Origin of the sequence: Mycobacterium sp. SP-6446, assembly GCF_001954045.1 — a bacterium.
Taxonomy (GTDB): Bacteria; Actinomycetota; Actinomycetes; order Mycobacteriales; family Mycobacteriaceae; genus Mycobacterium.
The window spans coordinates 37,353-55,495 of sequence record NZ_MBEM01000137.1; the positions used below are offsets into that span (position 1 = coordinate 37,353).

Below are 18,143 nucleotides of genomic sequence, written 5' to 3' on the forward strand. Positions count from 1 at the left end.
GCGCATGAAAGTGGCCGCCGGCAACCCGGCCCGCACCCGCGACGAGGATGCGATCGGCGTCCCGCCGGCAGGCCCTACCCTGGTGCCGGCCGAGCGCTACTACTCTCCGGCGTTCGCCGCGCTCGAGATCGAGCGGATGTGGCCGAAAGTGTGGCAGGTCGCCTGCATGCTCGACCACGTCGCGGAGCCGGGCGACTATTTCGAGTACCGCTGCGGGCCCTACGGCGTGCTGATCGTCCACGGTGACGACGGCGTGCTGCGCGCCTTCCAGAACGTCTGTCGCCATCGCGGCAACTCGATCTGCGCCGGCTCGGGTTCCGGACTGCGCGAGCTGAAGTGCGGCTATCACGGCTGGACGTGGGACCTCGCCGGCGCGCTCAAGCGGGTGCCCAACCGCAAGGGATTCGGCGCGCTGCGCATGTCGGACTTCCCGTTGATACCGGCCAGGGTCGATACCTGGGAGGGCCTCGTCTTCGTCAACCTCGACGTCAACGCGATGCCGCTGATCGACTACCTGGAGTCGGTGCCCGACGACATCGCCTGGTGCAACCTGGGCGACTTCCGCTGCTACGCCACCCTCACCGTCGAGGTCAACGCCAACTGGAAGACGATTGCCGACGGCTACAGCGAGACGTATCACATTCAGACGCTGCATCCCGAACTGCTGCGCTGCGTCGACGACATCCATGCGCCACAGCAGATCTGGGGTCATACCGGCAAGTCCGATCAGCCCTACGGTGTGCAAAGTCCGCGCTTCGACGGCGCATTGAGCGATGAAGAGGTTTGGGACGCCTACGTTTACACGCAGGGCGCGCTCATGGGCGCGGCCGAAGGCACGCCCTTCCCCGCCGATGAACTCCAGCCCGGACAGACGGTGCAGGACCTGATCGCGGCACGCACGCGGGCGTTCGCGGCATCCCGCGGTGTCGATCTCGCCTGGGCCGACACCGACCGGATCACTCGGCTGCACCAGTACAACGTGTTCCCCAACATGACGCTGCTGGCCAACGCCGACCACCTGACCATCATGTGCTCGCGACCCGGGCCGGACCCGGACCACGGCGAGTTCGTCATGTTCTTGATGACGCGGATGGCGCCGGGCGCGGCGCACAACAAGCCGACGGACGTCCGCATGAGCGCCGGCGATGCCGAGCCCGGCCTGGTTCTAACGCAGGACATCCGCGTGCTGCCGGGCTTGCAGCGCGGCTTGCACCAACCCGGCTTCACCCACTTGGTCCTCTCGGGCGAGGAGCGGCGGGTGATCAACATGCATCGCAACCTCGAGCGCTACCTCGACCTGCCCGAGGCCGAGCGGATCGCCGCGACGGCGTCCGCGGATCGCGGTGAAGTAATTGGCGCGGAGCCTTCGAAATAGCCTCCGAGCGAATTAGAATCCGGCTGTGGCGATCCCGTCGAACCCGTGCGGTGGCGAGTGGGGGCGGCTATCACATCGGCTAGAGATGCAGTACCAGATTGTCGGCCGCAGGGGGGCCCGGCGGCTGTGCAAGCGCTTCGCGCAGGTGGGCGTCAGAACGCGGCCGGACCGGCTGCAGCAGATGCTGGCGGGCATGCCCGGCTCGGACGACGAAGTGACCGACGTCAGGTTCGCGTTGATCGCGTCACAGCTGAATCGTCAAACGCGGGCCGCGAAGCTGAAGCGCCTGCAGCGGCACGGCACCCGCTCGCTGTTGTTCGCGGGCCTGGTTCTGGTCGTGTTGAACTTCCTTTTCTGCGTTGCCTACGTCTTGTTGAACCTGGCCCAACAGGCCACGCCGCTGTAAGACTGTCCGCCGTCGATCGCACGGTCAGCGCGGCCACAGCGCCTTCCTCCGGAGCTAGTTTGGCTCGAGTCTGAAAACCGCGCATCGACCCGCGAGGGCCTCGAACTCGTCGGCGGATCCCCGGCTGACCAGTCCTGCGCGCTTAAAGAAGCCGACCCCCCTCGGTACCTTTTCCGGAAACGCGCGCAATACCGGGCGGGCCTGCTCCGCGCTCAGTTCGACGAAGCTGACGCGCTGCGCTCTGCGGCCCCGGGTGACGGTCCCTGCGCCGGCGGCGCGAGCATTGAGCACCCAATCCGCGTTCGCATATCCACCGACGACGTAGAGGCCGTCGTGCAGCGTGAAGGGAGTCGCGGGCGTGCTGCGCGGCTCACCCGATTTGCGGCCCGGCACGGTCAGCACCCGCACCGGCCCAGGCGCGATTCCGGCTCTGTGCATGGCCATCATGACCTTGTTGACCGGCTTGAGCCAGGCGGGCGGTTTCGGATCAGACATCGCTCCATTCGTATCAACCAGGCTGATACATGTCAAGGTAGCTGACACTTATCCTGCTGCACCAAGCTCAGGTGAATGCGGTCGCGGCTACTCTTCGTTGACGTGACCGGCATGCGATGAGCGCGCCGGCCCGTTGCGACCTCGCCGTCGATCTGGACCGTTCCGCCCGTGGCGTGGTGCTGTCGCTGCCAGTCGGAAATCGCCTGATGCGCAGCGTGATCGAGGTAGTTGACCAAGAGATGGACGGTGACCGTGGTGCGCTCGGGGACGGACGCCAGCACACCGGTTAGCCGCGGCAGTGTCAGGAACGTGCATGCTCCCTCGATGACCACGCGCCACTCTTCACCAACCGGCTCGGCCTCGACCCGCGCCCGTATCACCCGCCAACCGGTCAGGACGATGGCCACGATGAGCCCGATCAGCACGCCGTGCAACAGGTTGAGAAAGACGACGCACACCGCGGTCACGAGGTAGACGGCGATGTCCCCGTTGCGAAGGGCGTTCTCGACGTGCGCGGGCTTGAGCAGCTCGATCCCGATGACGATGAGCAAGCCGGCCAGCGCCGCCGTGGGAATCTGCTCGACCAACTCCGCGAACGGCAAGGCGAACAGGAGGACCCAGACTCCGTGCAGGATCGTCGAGGCGCGGGTCTTCGCGCCCGCGTTGACGTTGGCCGCGCTGCGGACGATTACCCCGGCTATAGCTAGGCCGCCGATTGCGCCCGACACCAGGTTGGCCGCGCCCTGACCGATCAGCTCGCGGTCGAAGTCGGTGCGCGGCCCATTGTGCATCCGGTCGATCGAAACGGCGGTGAGCAGGCTCTGCACGCTGGTGATGAGCGTGACGGTGATGACGCCGATTGCGACGGCTCCCCAGTTTCCGTGAGGCAGCGTCGGGAGTTGCAATGCCTCAAGGACCGAACCTTCCAGTTCGATACGGGGCACGTCGAACGGAAAAACCACCGAAACGCTGGTCACCGTCACGATGGCGACCAACGGTCCGGGGATGCGGGCCAGTCGGGGCGGAGCCCAACGCCATGCGATCAGAATTGCGATCACGAGTACGCCCAGAATGACGCCCGGCCGGTGCGCACCGAGAATCTGCGATGGTAGGCCACTGACATTGGCCCACGCCGAGCTTTTGGATTCGCCGCCGAGTAACACGTGCGTTTGTTGCAGCGCGATCGTGATTCCGATACCGGCCAGCATCGCGTGCACGACGACCGGCGAGATAGCGAGCGCGGCACGCGCAACGCGGCTGAGCCCCAACAACACCTGCAAGACGCCGGCCGCCGCGGTAATCAAACACGTGACACCCCAGCCGAACTCAGCGATCAGGTCGGCCACGATGACCGTCAGCCCCGCGGCTGGACCGCTGACCTGAAGCGCGGACCCCCCTATCGCACCGGCAACGATTCCCCCCACTATCGCGGCGATCAAGCCGGCAAGCACCGGCGCGTTAGAAGCGATCGCGATACCCAACGACAGCGGGAGCGCTACTAGGAAAACCACCAGCGACGACGGCACGTCGTAGCGAACAATCTGTCTCAACCGGCGTCCTACGGGTTCGTCTTCGATGACCGGTTGGGCGACCTCGTCGGTTTGCTGCATCGGTCCTTCCTGACGCGGACTGCACTGTAAATGCTTGGCGCACTGGTGATTACAACAGGCGCGAAGAGTTCCTGGCCTGCACTGAAACGGCTGACTCCCCGGTTCGAAGGTAGGTGGCGCGCCGCGCGGGCGGCAACTCGGCAAGCCGTGCGCATAGCGAATGCAAATCTTTTGGTTCGTCTATTTGCGGCGAATCGCCGCACTCAAATGCGCTGTTACATAGTCGTAACTATTGCGCCCGAAGCATATTCGCTCTAGGCCGGGCCCCGCCCGTCACCCGCCAACGTCACGAGAAGTCGTGTCCCACCCAACGGGCTCGCGTGCAAAGACGCTTTGCCGCCATGCAATTCGGCCTGCTGGGCGACGAGCGCCAGCCCCAATCCGGACCCAGAGCGCGACGCCGTCGACCCGCGGGAGAAGCGTTCGAAGACCGCGGCGCGCTCTTCTTCGGGAATGCCGGTGCCGTTGTCGTCGATGGCGATTTCCACGCCGTCGCCGGAACTGGTTAGGTTGAGCCGGATTTCGGTGGCGCTACCGTGCTTGACGGCGTTGGCGATGGCGTTGTCGATCACTAGTCGCAGGCCCGTGGGCAACCCGACCATCAGCACTGTGGGCGAGGGCACCAGCGATACCTGCAGGCCCGGGTAGATGCGCAGCGCGTCGTGTGCGGCCCGGTCCAGTAGCTCGGTGATGTCGAACGGAACGAAGTCATCGACGGTGGTCAGATCGCCCTGGGCCAGTCGTTCGAGTGCCGTCAGGGTGGCCTCGATCCGGCCCTGGGTGCGTATGACGTCGCTGATCACCTCTTTGCGCTGTTCGGCGCCCAACTCCAAGGTGGACAGCACCTCCAGGTTGGTGCGCATGGCGGTCAGTGGAGTGCGCAGTTCGTGGGAGGCGACGGCGGCGAAATCGCGGGCCGATTCGAGCGCCGCCTTCGTACGCTGCTGCTCGTTGCCGATGCGGGCCAGCATGCCCTCGACCGCTTCGGCGATCTCCACCGCCTCCCGAACGCCGCGGACCTGAACCTCGTCGGGGCTGGATTGGGCATTGATGGCGCGGGCCTGCTGGGCGAGCAACAGAAAAGGATTGACCATGATCAACGAGATCACCCAGCCGACAAGGATCGTCCCGCCGATGACGCCCGAACAGATCAACAACACCCTCAGGTGGAGTTCGTCGATGCGATGTTGAGCTTCGGCCAACGGCGCCGCAAGCGCGATCGATGCCGGGCCCGCGGTGAAGGTGCGGACCCGGTATTGCACGCCGTTGATGGTCGTGTTGGCGTAGCCGTTCGGGAGTTGGGGCAGGACGATATTGCCCGGCACCGACACGGTCGTATCCCCGATGCGCGCGGTGCGCACCAGGTTTCCATCCGGCATGGGCCGATCGGGGTTGGTGAGCTGTGCGCTGTTGAGCAGCGAATTGATATCACCGAGGCTGGTCACCGAATCCAGCCGGCGGTCGAGTTGGCTGTACTGGTCGTTGGTGACGCCGATCCACACCCACAGGCCCAGGAGGACAACGAGGGTCATCACCGATAGCGCGGCCACGATGACGATCGTGCGCAGCGACAGCACGCGCATCGGGAGCCGTATATGACGAAAAATGCGAATATCAGGCTCCCTCTATTGCCCGCGAAGTGCCCGGTCGATGTCGTGGACGATAGTAACGACGGCGGTACGGCGCGAAAGGGTGGCGTGGCAAGGCGCTCGCGATCGACGGTGGTTTCTCGGTGAGCTAGCCGTCGACGGGCCGGCTGACGAGGTCATTTGCCTCGACGCTAGGTGAGTGAGTACTCTCTCACCATGCCTCCATCGGGACGCGATCGGCTGCTGGGCGAGGCGCTGAAGCTGTTTGCCGCCAAGGGGTACGCGGCGACCTCGGTGGCCGACATTCAGCGCGCGTCCGGCCTCGCCCCGGGATCGGGTGCGCTCTACAAGCACTTCGGCTCGAAGCGTGAGCTGCTGGAGGCCGCCGTCGCGTACCGGATCGACAGCATCGTGGCCGCGCGAGAGCAGTACGACGCCGGGCAGTCGGGCAGCGTCGAGGAGGCGGTGCGCACGGCGGGCGAGCTGATCTGGAGCAACCTGCGCGAAAGCGAGGATCTGCTCAAGGTCATGTTGCGCGAGCCCGCCGAGGTCGGCGATCTCGAGAAAAAGACGTGGCAGGTCATCACCGACAACGCCTACCAGCGCTTCGCCGACGAATTGGCGGCGTCAAATCGCTCCGGCCGCACCTGTATCCCGGACCCCGAGGCGGCCGCGGCCGTGGCAATCGGGTCGCTTTCCTACGCCGCAACGCTGCAGGCCCTGACCGGCCGTTCTCCCGGAAACATCGACGACGACCGTTACTTCGAGGCCTGGGTCAACCAGACGGTCAGCGTCCTAGCGCAATACACGAACCGCAAAAACCGTTGACCACAACATATTTCAGGAGCAAGCCGTGACCTTTTCACTACAACTGAGCGACGACGTCATCGAGGTCCGAGACTGGGTGCACAAGTTCGCCAGCGAAGTCATCCGGCCCGCCGCGGCCGAATGGGACGAACGCGAAGAGACCCCATGGCCCGTGATCCAGGAGGCCGCCAAGGTGGGCCTCTACTCCCCCGATTTCTTCGCGCAGCAGGCCGCCGAGCCGACCGGGCTGGGATTTCTGACCACGTTCGAGGAGATGTTCTGGGGCGACGCGGGTATCGCGCTGTCCATCCTCGGCACCGGGTTGGCCGCGGCGGCCTTGGCGGGCAACGGAACTCCCGAACAGCTGGGCCGCTGGCTGCCCGAAATGTTCGGCACGCCTGAGGATCCCAAGCTCGGCGCGTTCTGCTCGTCGGAACCCGACGCGGGGTCCGACGTCGGCGCCATCCGGAGTCGTGCGCACTACGACGAGGCGGCCGGCGAGTGGGTCCTCAACGGCACCAAGACCTGGGCGACCAACGGCGGCATCGCCAACGTGCACATCGTGGTGGCGTCGGTCTATCCCGAGCTCGGCGCGCGCGGCCAGGCCACCTTCGTCATCGGGCCGGACACCCCGGGTCTGGCCCAGGGGCAGAAGTTCAAAAAGCATGGGATCCGCGCTTCGCATACCGCCGAGGTGGTGCTCGACAACGTGCGTCTGCCCGAGGACGCGATCCTCGGCGGCCGGGAGAAGTTCGAGGCCCGCGTCGCGCGGGTCAAGTCCGGCGCCTCCGCGGGTGGCCAGGCGGCGATGAAGACCTTCGAGCGAACTCGGCCCACCGTCGGCGCGATGGCCATCGGCGTGGCCCGGGCCGCCTACGAGTACGCCCTCGAATACGCCTGCCAGCGCGAGCAATTCGGGCGCAAGATCGGCGAATTCCAGGCGGTGGCTTTCAAGCTGGCGGACATGAAGAGCCGCATCGACGCGTCTCGCCTGCTGGTGTGGCGGGCCGGCTGGATGGCGCGCAACAATCAGAACTTCGACTCGGCCGAGGGGTCGATGGCCAAGCTGGTGGCAAGCGAGACCGCGGTCTACGTCACCGACGAGGCGATCCAGATCCTCGGCGGTAATGGATACACCCGCGACTACCCGGTGGAGCGGATGCACCGCGACGCGAAGATCTTCACCATTTTCGAGGGGACCAGTGAGATTCAGCGACTGGTGATCTCGCGGGCGTTGACGGGGCTGCCGATCCGTTAACCCGCGCTGCGAGACATGATGGCCGGATGACCTACGAGATCCGCGTCCTCGACAGTGAGGACGACCTCGTCGCCGCGGCCAACCTGTTTCGCACGGCGATGGTCGGCTTCCCTCCGCTGCCGAATTTGCAGCCCGGCCAGATCAGCAAGCTGCTCGAGCCCGGGCGCACCGTCGGGGCGTTCGCCGCAGGACAACTCGTCGGCACCGCGGACGCCGTGACGAGCGGGCTGACCCTTCCCGGCGGGGCGGTCGTCGGCCACGCCGCCGTCTCCCACATCGGTGTGCTGCCGTCGTTCACGCGCAAAGGCATCGCCACCGCGCTCATGGATCACCAGCTGCGCGACATCGCGGCGCGGGGTGAGGTGGTCGCAACGTTGCGCGCATCGGAGGCGACGATCTACGAGCGCTACGGCTACGGCGTGGCGAGTTCATCGCAAACCGTCGAGGTTCAGACGGCGCGGGCAGCGCTGCGACCGGGCGTCGGCCCCGGCGCCCCGGTGCGCCTCCTCGACACTGCGCAAACATTTGACGTCCTGCCGCGGATCTACGCCGAGAATCGTCCGTCGCGGGCGGGAACCATCGATCGCCCGGACGTGTGGTGGGAGAGTTTGCGGCTGCGGACCGAATCGTCCTCGGGCCCCGCGTATGTCGCGGTATCGGGCGATCCGGGAGTCGAGTCAGGCTTCATCCGCTACCGTCCGGTCGACACCGAAAGGTGGTTCGTCAGCGATCAGCGCACCGTCGTGGTCGAAGATTTCTTCGCGCCCACCCCCGACGCGTACCTGGGGCTGCTGCGTTTCCTGCTCGGCCTCGATCTCGTCGACCGCGTGATGTTCTGGATGCTGCCGGTCGACGATCCGCTGCCCTGGCTACTGGTCGACCGGCGGGCCATGAAGATTTCGGCGGTGCATGACGAGACGTGGTTGCGCGTAATCCATGCCGAGAAGGCGCTGGCAGCCCGCCGGTACGTGGGCGACGACGCCGTCACCATCGCCGTCAATGACCAGCTGCTGCAGCATAATTCGGCCAACTTCGCCATCGCGGGCCACGGCGCGGAGCCAACGAATCGGCCCGCCCAAGTGCACGTCGGTGTCGAGGGGCTCGCCGCCGTTCTGCTCGGCGGCGCCACCTGGCGCGGTCTGGCCGTCGCCGGGCTGGCACGGGCCGACGATCCCGCGGCACTCGCGGCCGCTGATCGGCTGTTCGCGGTGGCCGAAACGCCGTACGCCGGATTTTTCTTCTAGGCCGCGCTCCGGCTGAAGCTCGCGCGCAGCGATTCGAAGCCCTGCAACGTGTTGTTCAAGAGCCGCACAGGCTGGTCAACCTGGATCCGTGTGACTTTGGGAATCATCGCTCGCAGCAGCGCGTGCATCTCCATCTTGGATAGATACATGCCCACGCAGGCGTGGGCGCCGAAGCCCCATCCGAGGTTGGCTCCCTTGCGGTGCAAGGAGAAGACCTCGGGTTGTTCGAATTGTGTCTCGTCCATGTTGGCTGACGCGTAGAGCAGTGCGACTCGTTGACCACGACGCAATGGAGTGCCGTCGATCTCGGTGTCTTTCTTCAGCATTCGCGTGAAGCCGCGCACCGGTGAGCCGAGGCGAACGGCTTCGACCGCGGCGGCGGGCACCAGCTCGGGGTTGTGCCGAAGCTCCTCCCACACCTCGAGTTGGGTGCCCAGGCTCCACAGCAGTTGCGCGGACGCCAGGATCGTTGTGTCCAGGCTCGGACCAATGAAGTCGATCACCATGGCCTTGGCTTCCGACAGCGTCAACGTGCCGGCCTGTCCTGCCGCGAGGACCGACTCCGCCCATCCGCCTTGCTTGACGCTCTCGGAGCGGATCGATCGCGCATAGCGCCAAAAACTCAGTCCCACCGGCGCTGCCCTTACGGTGCGGGTGTTGGTCGGGCCCAATACGTCGAACCCGCCGCGGCCGTATTTCAGCATGCGGCGGTGGTCGAGGTCGACGCCGACGAGATCCGCGACCACCCGGATCGGCAGATAGGCGGCGAAATCGGATACCCCGTCGAACTCCGGGCTATCGCATAGCCGGTCGACGATCGCCGTCGCCTCGGCTTGCAGAACCGGCTCGATTTCGGAAAGTGCCTTGGCCGAGAGGGATTGCAGCAATACGCGCCGCCGCTTGGAGTGAGCTTCGCCGTCGCTGGCGAGCGTGGTGCCCGCGGTCAGCACATTGGTCACCGGATTGGCGGCCACGCCGTTGCCGCTGCAGTAAGTCTCGTCATCGCTAAGCGCCTGGCGCACATCGCGATAGCGGCCCATGACCCAGAGTCGGTGCTTCGGCAGCCATACCACGGCCCCCGCATCGCGGATCTGGCGGTAGGTTTCGGCCGGCCTCAGCAGCGTCTCTTTGCCGTAGAGATCGACGGGCAAGGTCGGCGCCCCCGCCGCAGCACCGCGACGCAACATGGTCAACATTGAACACGTGATCGTCGTGATCGGCGCGGGAATATGCGGACTTGCGGCCGCCTACGAGCTCGCGCGGCGCGGGGAAGACGCGATCGTGTTCGAGCGCGGGGAACCGTTCGCCGGGCAGTCCGCTGGGCTGGCGCGGATCTTCCGCATCGCGCACCGGCGTCCGCTGCTGTGCGAGCTCGCGATGAAGGCCCGGGTGGGTTGGCAGCGCTGGGAGGCCGAGTTGGGCGCGGGGCGGCTGCTCGGCTCGGAAGGCTTCATCTCCGTCGCCGCCCCCGATGACACCGCGGCGGCCATGACCGAGGCCGGGGCGGCATTCGCCTGGCTGGACCGCCGCGGGATCGAGGCGCGAATCCCGTTTGTGGCGGCGCCGTGGGAGACCGGAGTGTTCGACCCGCTCGGCGGGAGCCTGCGCATCCGCCGCGCGCTGGGCGCCGTCGCACGGCGGGTCCCCATTCACCACGGCGAGGTGGCGTCGGTCGGTGACGACGGCACGACGGCACTCACCGACGGCACCGTGGTGCGGGCCGAGCGGGTGCTCATTTGCGCCGGGGTAGAGACGCCGGCGCTGTTCGGACCGCTCGGGGTCGAGTTCGGCCCGCACGTTCGCTTCACTTACGAGGGTGCCGACGCCGTTGGCGCCGCGTGCCTTTCCGCTGCCGAGGGTTACGGGTTGCCGCTCGGCAGCACCGGCCAGTGGGCCTTCGGCCAGGAGGTGCCGGATCCGGCGACCGTGCGGACGCTGTTTCCGTCGCTGCACCCGGTGGGCCGGGTGGATTGCTTCACCGTTCGCGCCCCGTGGCTCGACTCCCTCGGCGACGGGTGGACCGCCGCACGCCGTGGCCGGGTCGTGGCGTTCGTCGGCAGCAACCTCATGAAGTTCGGGCCGCTGCTCGGTGAGTTGCTCGCGGAGGCCCTGCTGGGCGACGAGCTACCCGGCGACCTGACGATCAATTAGGCCAAGCTCAGCGCTGCGCGACCGCCCGCTGCGCTTTGGAATGCGGAAGGGGGCTCACTCCAACGTGTTTCGCACCCCGGCTTGCGGCTCGGCCATCGTGACCTACGCACGATGACTAGGCCGATCAGCGTCGCGCATTGGTCGATCCGTTCTGCGCGCGAAAAATATCGCGGTGGCTAACGCCCAATTCGTCGGTCATGCTTGCACCGCCGGGCGGGCGCCGGGCCCGGGCCTGGGCCGTAAGTCTCGCGCGGTGACCGGTACGCCGTCATGGCTGCAGCGCATAACCAGCTCGACCGGGTACCCGCAATCGCGGTGGATGATCTCGACGGGCGGGCCGTCGGGGTCCGCCTCCCAGCGATCGCCCCACTGCATCAACGCGATGATGGCGGCCTGCAGATCAAGGCCCTTGTCGGTGAGGCGATATTCGTGGCGTTCGCGTTGCCCGGGTTCTCGATAGGGCACGCGCTCCATCACTCCCGATTCGACCAGTGTGTTGAGGCGTTCGCTGAGCAGATTGCGGGCGCACCCGACGTGGGCCTGAAACTGTTCGAAACGCCGCGCTCCGTAGAAGGCTTCCCGTAACACCAGCAGTGTCCACTTCTCTCCGACAATGTCGAGCGCCCGTTTCACTGAGCAGTTTTCGGCGCTATACCCATCTCGGACCGCGGACACGACCCCAGCATAGCAGGGTTTGACTTTGCAACTCAGGGTCCATTATGCTGCGTTGTGAAAGTAAATCCAGAGCTTTGCTCGCGAACTGGAGGCCTGCGATATGCCCATGCTGGATGCGTACATCCCCGACGGTGCGTTGCCTGCTCACGTGGAGGACGAGCTCTTGGCCACGCTGACCGACGTTCTGCTTGAGCACGAAGGCGCGGACCCCGCCAATCCGGCAGCTCGGGACTTGGCCAAGGTGTGGTTGCATCGCCCCGCGGCCGTACTGCACGCCGGTCAACGGCCCGCGATGCCGCACTACCGAGTGATCGCGTCGGTGCCAGAAGGCCAGTTCGACGACGATCGCCGGGCGAGCATGGTCGCCGCGGTCACCGCGGCAATCCTGGATGCCGAGGACGGGCGTTACGACCGCGACCCGTTGCGTATCTGGGTGTTCGCCAACGAGATTCCCGACGGCACGTGGGGTGGTGGTGGACGCATCGCAAGGTTGGCGGACATCGCCGGCATCGTGATGGGTGATCGCGACAAGGGCCGTGTCTATGCCAACCAGCGACTGGCCGGGCGCCGGTCGGTGTCGGCCTGAAATATTGGGCGAGCTGCGCTATCGCACCATCCGACGCTCGAGAACGCCCAAGGCGGGCCGCGCTGCCGCCGTCAGCCGTGCGGCGCCTCGGAGATCTTGGTGTCCGGCTTGCCCACCGTCTGGCAGTACGTCAACGCCGACAGCCGAGTCGCCGAGATCTCAATATTGCTCGGGTCAGCCCCGTTCTTGTCCTTGAGCATCTTGGTGACTTCGTCGTTCTGTTTCTTCTCGTCCTGAGTGGTGAAGTCTTTGCACTTCGTGTCGCCGCCGGTGTTGATGATCTGTGAGGCTGAACACGCCCCGGACAGCAGGGCAGCGAGCGCGATCGTGGCGGCCGCAATTTGCTTTGTCATTTGCCCTCCTGGATTGCTTGTAGTGGTGTCTGTACACCAATTCGGCTGGTTTCAAACGCGGCGGCGAGGTTTGCGCCAGTCGGTGGGCGCGTTTGCGGGCGCGCGCGGGATGCGTCGATCCAACGGGATCGGGTGGGCGCCGCGGCCCGTGCAACCTTCGGCTGAGTGGGAATAACAGTCGGGGCGCCCTCGTCTTCTACCGTTTGTCGGCCCGGCAGCGAGCGCATGACCGTGGGGAGGAAAAATCAGTGATCTCGTCGGATGTGCGCACCGGCCGGCCTCCGCCTATCGCAGTCAGTGACCAGCGCCGCGGGTCCGACGAAACCCGGGCGGTGTTCACCGGCGTGCTGGTTCTCTTGCTGTCCACGGGCTGGGTGGCCAACCACTTCGTCGCGCTGATGCCGTTGATCGGCGAGCGCCAACACCTCGACGCGGCCAGGCTCGACGCGATCTTCGGAATCTACGCGCTGGGATTGCTGCCCGGACTGCTCGTCGGCGGCCGGGTATCCGACGCGCTCGGGCGTCAGTCGGTGGCGCTGGCGGGCTCGTCATCCGCCATTGCGGGCACTTTGGCGATGCTGGTTTCGCAGCACCCTGACGTATTGCTGGTGGGACGGTTGATCGTCGGGATCGGTGTGGGTCTGTTGATGAGTTCCTGCACCGCGTGGGCGTCCGATCTGAAGGGTCCCGCGGGTGCGGCCACAGCGGGCGCTGTGTTGCTCTTGGGTTTCGCCATCGGCCCGTTCGCCGCGGGTGTGATCGCGCGGGCCGGACAGCCCGGCGTGCGGGTGTCGTTCGGGCTCGCCGCCGCGATTGTCGTGCTGGCGATGGCCATCACCGTGGTGGCGGTGCGGCGCACGGGCGCGACGCCGCCGGCAACGGCACGGGGCTGGGAGCCGTCGCCGGTAGCGCGGCAGGGGACCGCGTGGGCGCTGAGTTGGGCCATGCCCCTGGCGCCGTGGGTGTTCGCCTCGGCGACGTTGGGGTTCATCGCGATCCCTACCCGGGTACACACCGGGCTCGCCGCTCCGATGGCCGTGGGCGCCGCGACGCTGGTCGTGAATGGCGTCAGTGGGCTAATCCAGGTGTTGGCGCGTGTGTTTCGCTGGGGCCCACACGCCGGCACCACCGGTGCCGCGCTGGCCGCGCTCGGTTACGCGGTCACGGCGGCCGCCCCGCCGACAATATCGCTGGCCTTGGGCCTGCCGCTGTTCGTGGTCCTCGGGTGCGCGTCCGGACTCTGTTTGCGCGAGGGCTTGATCGACCTGGAAGCCGCGGCGCCGCAACGCATCCGGGGTGCGCTCGTCGGAGTGTTCTATGTGCTGACGTATGTCGGCTTTGGCCTGCCCTTGATCTTGGCGACGGTAGGATCGGGCGTCTCCGCGACGATTCTCGGCGTGATGGCCGTCCTGGCGCTGGCAACGGCGGTGAGTCGGGCGGTGCGGCTGCGCCGAGATGCTCACCGCCCGAGTTGATTCAGGCGAGTTCGATGGCTTCCTGTTGGATCCGTTCGAACTGAGCGCCCATCGCCTCGGACAGCGCGGTCGCGCCGGACAGCGGCCGCACCATCACCATGAAGTCGTCGATCAGACCGTCCTCGTTGAAGTGCAGGAAATCGCAACCGGTGATCTTCTTGCCCGCCACCGTCGTCTCAAACACGAACGCGTGGTCGTGACCGTTGGCGTCGTTGATTTCGCGGATGTAGTGAAAGTCCTCGAAGATCCGCAACACTCCGCGCAGGATCGCCGCGGTTATCGGCTTGCCGACATACGGCTTGAAGGCCACCGGGCTGGTGAACACCACGGTATCGGCCAGCATCGCGTGGATGGCCGCCTCGTCGCGCTCCTCGACTGCCTTGCGGAACGGATGCATCAGGACACCTCGCATGGTCAATTGTTGGGTCCGCTCGATTGACGCTAGAACGGATTGACTGCTTCTGCCAGCATGGTAGGAGTGGCTGACATCACCGAATTGATCCTCGCCGACCACAATTGGTTCCGCGAACAATTCGCCAGGCTGGACGACCTGCAGGCACAGACGCCGGAAGACCATCGCGCAATCGAGCGGGTGTGGCGACCGCTTGCCGACAAGCTCGACGTGCATGCCTACATCGAGGAGAAGATCTTCTACCCGCAATTGCTCAAGCGCGGCGCCGACGATCCCGAAGGCGAGACGCTCGACGCCATCGGCGACCACAACGACATTCGCGACGGCGTGCGCGACGCGAAGGCGGCCTCGATCGGGAGTGAACCCTGGTGGGCGGCCGTCGGCCGCACCCGGATAGCCAACGACGACCACATGGCCGAAGAGGAACGCGAAGGCTTGTCGGACTTTCGTCGGCACGCCCCCATCGGCCTTCGTGAAGCGCTCGGGCGGCAGTACAGCGAGTTCATGGCGCGCCATCCCACCACCAGGGGACTGCCGATCACCGATCGCGATCCCGAAAGCTACGTCGAGGACGTCGAGGACAGCGCGCCGCCCAAACGCACCGACTATTCGCTTCGGATCGGCAGCCTGAAAGGCCAATGAGCCGGTCAGATCGGAAGGAGATCTCCCATGGCCCGCGAAAGCCACGGCACCCCACCGACGCCGCCCAAGGACGCCCGGAAGGCGACCGAGGAGCAGCGTGACCTGCAGGAGAAGCTGGACCATCAGGACGAGGATCCGGACGCCCCGGGTGCGCATCAGTCGCGCCACGACCTACCGGACGAAAGCACCCGTTAGATCGGTGCAGCAGGCGCGCCGAACCAGGTGGTGAGCGCGTCGGCGAGCTCAGGCCCGGCCCGGTCACCCACCCAGGCGACATGCCCGTCGGGCCGGATCAACATCGCGGGCGCGGCGGGAACCGCACCGAGCGCTGGAAGCTCCCAATCCCCAACGTATTTCGCGTCGACCAATTGGACTCGATCGGCCCATGGCGCGATGTCGACATCACCGGGCGCGCCGAGGTTGAGTAGCACCGGACGGGCGTCGTGGAGCAGGGCGAAAACCCGCGTCGGGCCGTTGGCGGTCACGAGGTCGAGATCGGGCATGCGGCGCCCGAGCAGCGGGTGGCCCTCGCCGAGGTCGTAGTGGATGTCGAGGCCGGACATCATCGCGGCGAATCGGCGGCGGGCCTCGTCGAGGCTGAGGAGTTCGGAAACGACGTCGCGCAGGGCCTTGGTCCGGTCATCGAGGAGGCGAAGGAGCGCGATTTGCGCCATGGTGTTGCGCAGCACGCGCGCCGCGACCGGGTGCCGTTCGGCATGGTAGGTGTCGAGGAGGCTATCGGGCGCCGTCTGCTTGATCACCTGCGCCAGCTTCCATCCCAGGTTCACCGCATCCTGCACGCCGGTGTTCAGTCCCTGTCCCCCTACCGGGTGATGTACATGCGCGGCGTCGCCGGCCAACAGGACGCGCCGGTCGCGGTAGGCCGCGGCCTGACGTGTCGCATCGGTGAACCTGGAAATCCAAGTGGGACTGTGGATCCCGTAGTCCGTTCCGTACACGGCGATGAGTGCCTCGCTCAGATCGCGTAAGGTGGGTTCGCCGCTTGGTCCGAGGTGCCGCTCGGTCACCATGACCCGAGCCGGGCTTCCGTCCGCCAGCGCATGAACGCCGAGGGCGTCGTGGCGGATGCCCCATTCCGGCGGTTGGTCTGCCTCGAAGGCCATTTCGACCTCGGCGATCAGATAGCTCGTTGTCGGATCCCAACCCGGAAAGTCGATGCCTGCCGCTTTGCGCGTCAGGCTGCGCCCTCCGTCGCAGCCGACGAGATACTCCGCCCGCAGAAACTCGCCGTGAGCCATCTCAACGTCAACGCCGGTGTCGTCTTGCGCGATACGCGTCACCTCACGTCCGCGATAAATCGGCACGCCCAGTTCCTCGACCCAGGCCGCCAGTATCCGCTCGATGTCGTTCTGCCACAGCGCGAGCCCGTAGGGGTGCCGGGTGGGAAAATCGCTGATGTCCAAACGAATTTGGGCGAACCCGGCGACCTGGGCTACCTGCCCCTCGGAAAGGAATCGGTCGGCGATTCCGCGCTGATCGAGAACCTCGATCGTGCGTGAATGCAGACCACCTGAACGCGAGCCGATCACGTCTTGGCTGGCGCGCCGCTCGACCATGGCGACGTCAACGCCGCCCAAGGCCAATTCGCCCGCCAGCATGAGCCCTGTCGGGCCTGCCCCGACGACCACCACCGAAACATGCACGTCGCAACCCCCGACCGAGTGAGTTATGGCTTCGGCCAACGATTTTGCGATAAGACCCCGGTCTTGCCGCAAGCCCCCCGGTGCGCTATATGTTGAAAGTGAGGGGTTTAAATTCGCGCGGAGCGCTCCTAGAAAACCGCGAGCCAGATGGCGATGTACTGGCAGATCGCCGCCACCGCGGTGCACGCGTGGAAGAGTTCGTGATAGCCGAAGGTCGTCGGCCAGAGCCTCGGCCAGCGTAGCCCGTAAAACAGCGCACCGATGCTGTACAACGCGCCACCCACGGCTAGCAGCACCGCCGCGGGCAATCCGGCGTTGTGCACGATCGTTCCCGCGTACCAGACCGCGACCCAGCCCAGCAGCAGGTAGAGCATCAAGCTCAACCAGCGCGGGGCGGTCGGCCAGAACAATGTCAGCGCAATTCCGGCTGACGCGCCGCCCCACACGATCGCCAGCACGACATCGCCGGTCCCGCGCGGCATGTCCAGCCGCGCGAACGGTGTATAGCTGCCGGCGATGAGAACGAAGATCATCGAGTGGTCGAGCCGCCGCATCCAGTTCCGGACGACCGCCGATTCCCAGTTGACGCGGTGATAGACGGCGCTGACCGCAAACAACGCGACTATCGCGAGCGTGTATGTCAGGGTCGAGTGCCCGGCCCGCTTGGATACCTCCGCCCACGACACGGCCACCAGCGGCATACCCGCAATGACAAACGCGATAGCGCAGTACTGGTGGATCCAACCGCGTAGCCGTGGCTTGGTCAGCACACCGGAGGGTCCGAGATCGCCGGTGTCCAACTCGACCGGCCCAAGTGACTCGGGCCGGGAGATCGAATCCGTCTGGTAGCTCATCAGTCCCCCTCCCACAGGATTACGCCTTCAGTTGCTTTGTCCCCCGGCAACGTGGGCTTCTCCCTATATCGTCTCGCCGGGCTTTTCGTTACGGCTATGTGCCACCTACGAATTGGCTGACCGCAGGCACGTCGATCACCGTCGGTTGCGACGGCTGCGGAGTGATTTCGAGGAGGCCGTCGTCGGACTGACCGAAGCCGCTGATCAACAGGGCCTCACAGTTGTCAGCGCCGTCCTCGTAGCGCGGGTAGAGATAGTTGCCGGAGACGCGGTGATCGATATGAGAGGGCGCCAGATACAGCGCCGCGTTCTCCATCCAGCCCATTTTGGAATCCTCGACAATGATCGGCATGTCACCGGGAAGCTCGGCGAGCACCCGCCGGAATTGCTCGACATTCATCGATCGCTGCCCTCCCTCGCTGCGTGACCTGCCCTTGACGGCCTTGGCGCAGATGTCCTCAACATGGAGCGCCAGGCTAGGAGCGGGACGCTGAGAGCCCGCTGAGAAGGTCCCTGAGCTCGGCGGGCCCGCGCTGCAGAATCAGAC

General features: G+C 66.1%; 20 protein-coding genes. 10 read left to right on the forward strand and 10 right to left on the reverse strand.

The genetic code is table 11. From position 1 onward, the window contains the following. Positions 1 to 4 precede the first annotated feature (4 nt). Together A5736_RS12195 and A5736_RS12200 are read left to right on the forward strand one after the other, a co-directional pair. Positions 5 to 1,375 (forward strand): SRPBCC family protein, encoded by a 1,371-nt coding sequence (locus A5736_RS12195; protein WP_076246446.1) that lies wholly within the window; start codon positions 5 to 7, stop codon positions 1,373 to 1,375. 25 nt (positions 1,376 to 1,400) lie between these two features. Next, on the forward strand, positions 1,401 to 1,781 hold the full coding sequence (locus A5736_RS12200; RefSeq protein WP_233147905.1) for a hypothetical protein: 381 nt from the start codon (positions 1,401 to 1,403) through the stop codon (positions 1,779 to 1,781). Positions 1,782 to 1,835: 54 nt separating this feature from the next. Here the strand turns inward: A5736_RS12200 and A5736_RS12205 are convergent, their stop codons facing one another. The 3 genes from A5736_RS12205 to A5736_RS12215 all read right to left on the reverse strand — a co-directional run bounded on the left by A5736_RS12205 (position 1,836) and on the right by A5736_RS12215 (position 5,469). Further along, entirely contained in the window at positions 1,836 to 2,276 is a 441-nt protein-coding gene (locus A5736_RS12205) for a nitroreductase family deazaflavin-dependent oxidoreductase (RefSeq protein ID WP_076121274.1), read from the reverse strand. Positions 2,277 to 2,308: 32 nt separating this feature from the next. Further along, entirely contained in the window at positions 2,309 to 3,886 is a 1,578-nt protein-coding gene (locus A5736_RS12210; protein ID WP_076246408.1) for a SulP family inorganic anion transporter, read from the reverse strand. 254 nt (positions 3,887 to 4,140) lie between these two features. After that, positions 4,141 to 5,469: a sensor histidine kinase KdpD gene (locus A5736_RS12215; RefSeq protein WP_076246410.1), complete on the reverse strand. Its 1,329-nt coding sequence runs from the start codon at positions 5,467 to 5,469 to the stop codon at positions 4,141 to 4,143. 222 nt (positions 5,470 to 5,691) lie between these two features. Between A5736_RS12215 and A5736_RS12220 the strand changes: the two genes are divergently transcribed. From A5736_RS12220 to A5736_RS12230, 3 genes are read left to right on the forward strand one after another with little or no spacing between them, the layout of a single operon-like run. Then, positions 5,692 to 6,303 (forward strand): TetR/AcrR family transcriptional regulator, encoded by a 612-nt coding sequence (locus A5736_RS12220; RefSeq protein WP_076121270.1) that lies wholly within the window; start codon positions 5,692 to 5,694, stop codon positions 6,301 to 6,303. Positions 6,304 to 6,328: 25 nt separating this feature from the next. Further along, positions 6,329 to 7,540: an acyl-CoA dehydrogenase family protein gene (locus A5736_RS12225; RefSeq protein WP_076121268.1), complete on the forward strand. Its 1,212-nt coding sequence runs from the start codon at positions 6,329 to 6,331 to the stop codon at positions 7,538 to 7,540. A gap of 26 nt (positions 7,541 to 7,566) precedes the next feature. Continuing rightward, on the forward strand, positions 7,567 to 8,784 hold the full coding sequence (locus tag A5736_RS12230; RefSeq protein WP_076246411.1) for a GNAT family N-acetyltransferase: 1,218 nt from the start codon (positions 7,567 to 7,569) through the stop codon (positions 8,782 to 8,784). Here A5736_RS12230 and A5736_RS12235 read toward each other — a convergent pair. Continuing rightward, positions 8,781 to 9,971 carry a cytochrome P450 gene (locus tag A5736_RS12235; RefSeq protein ID WP_076121264.1) on the reverse strand — a complete coding sequence of 397 codons (1,191 nt, stop codon included), beginning with the start codon at positions 9,969 to 9,971 and terminating at the stop codon, positions 8,781 to 8,783. The two genes, A5736_RS12230 and A5736_RS12235, sit on opposite strands and share 4 nt — an antisense overlap. 16 nt (positions 9,972 to 9,987) lie before the next feature. Here A5736_RS12235 and A5736_RS12240 point away from each other — a divergent pair, with 16 nt between their 5' ends. After that, positions 9,988 to 10,935: an FAD-binding oxidoreductase gene (locus tag A5736_RS12240; protein ID WP_076121595.1), complete on the forward strand. Its 948-nt coding sequence runs from the start codon at positions 9,988 to 9,990 to the stop codon at positions 10,933 to 10,935. 195 nt (positions 10,936 to 11,130) lie between these two features. Here the strand turns inward: A5736_RS12240 and A5736_RS12245 are convergent, their stop codons facing one another. Next, entirely contained in the window at positions 11,131 to 11,568 is a 438-nt protein-coding gene (locus tag A5736_RS12245; RefSeq protein WP_254848348.1) for a helix-turn-helix domain-containing protein, read from the reverse strand. A gap of 148 nt (positions 11,569 to 11,716) precedes the next feature. Here A5736_RS12245 and A5736_RS12250 point away from each other — a divergent pair, with 148 nt between their 5' ends. Then, a complete protein-coding gene (locus A5736_RS12250; protein WP_139333276.1) occupies positions 11,717 to 12,196 on the forward strand; it encodes a Tautomerase enzyme in 480 nt (159 codons plus the stop codon). 71 nt (positions 12,197 to 12,267) lie between these two features. Here A5736_RS12250 and A5736_RS12255 read toward each other — a convergent pair whose 3' ends face one another. Beyond that, positions 12,268 to 12,549 (reverse strand): hypothetical protein, encoded by a 282-nt coding sequence (locus A5736_RS12255; protein ID WP_076246414.1) that lies wholly within the window; start codon positions 12,547 to 12,549, stop codon positions 12,268 to 12,270. Between the two features lie 248 nt (positions 12,550 to 12,797). On the opposite strand from A5736_RS12255, the gene A5736_RS12260 reads away from it, so the two are divergent. Then, positions 12,798 to 14,024, forward strand: coding sequence for an MFS transporter (locus tag A5736_RS12260; protein WP_076246416.1), 1,227 nt, complete (start codon positions 12,798 to 12,800; stop codon positions 14,022 to 14,024). 1 nt (position 14,025) lies between these two features. Here the strand turns inward: A5736_RS12260 and A5736_RS12265 are convergent, their stop codons facing one another. Beyond that, positions 14,026 to 14,421: a nuclear transport factor 2 family protein gene (locus A5736_RS12265; RefSeq protein WP_076058827.1), complete on the reverse strand. Its 396-nt coding sequence runs from the start codon at positions 14,419 to 14,421 to the stop codon at positions 14,026 to 14,028. Between the two features lie 81 nt (positions 14,422 to 14,502). Here A5736_RS12265 and A5736_RS12270 point away from each other — a divergent pair, with 81 nt between their 5' ends. Together A5736_RS12270 and A5736_RS26325 are read left to right on the forward strand one after the other, a co-directional pair. Next, positions 14,503 to 15,078 (forward strand): hemerythrin domain-containing protein, encoded by a 576-nt coding sequence (locus tag A5736_RS12270; protein WP_076246417.1) that lies wholly within the window; start codon positions 14,503 to 14,505, stop codon positions 15,076 to 15,078. 27 nt (positions 15,079 to 15,105) lie between these two features. Next, positions 15,106 to 15,273 carry a hypothetical protein gene (locus A5736_RS26325; protein WP_175611253.1) on the forward strand — a complete coding sequence of 56 codons (168 nt, stop codon included), beginning with the start codon at positions 15,106 to 15,108 and terminating at the stop codon, positions 15,271 to 15,273. Here the strand turns inward: A5736_RS26325 and A5736_RS12275 are convergent. The 3 genes from A5736_RS12275 to A5736_RS12285 form a co-directional block, all read right to left on the reverse strand. Beyond that, a complete protein-coding gene (locus tag A5736_RS12275) occupies positions 15,270 to 16,742 on the reverse strand; it encodes an FAD-dependent monooxygenase (protein WP_256386098.1) in 1,473 nt (490 codons plus the stop codon). The two genes, A5736_RS26325 and A5736_RS12275, sit on opposite strands and share 4 nt — an antisense overlap. 128 nt (positions 16,743 to 16,870) lie before the next feature. Next, positions 16,871 to 17,596, reverse strand: coding sequence for a hemolysin III family protein (locus tag A5736_RS12280; RefSeq protein ID WP_076246419.1), 726 nt, complete (start codon positions 17,594 to 17,596; stop codon positions 16,871 to 16,873). A 94-nt stretch (positions 17,597 to 17,690) separates the two neighbouring features. Beyond that, the gene (locus tag A5736_RS12285) at positions 17,691 to 17,996 is read right to left on the reverse strand and encodes a hypothetical protein (protein WP_076246421.1); all 306 of its coding nucleotides are present in this window, start codon (positions 17,994 to 17,996) and stop codon (positions 17,691 to 17,693) included. Between the last annotated feature and the right edge of the window lie 147 nt (positions 17,997 to 18,143).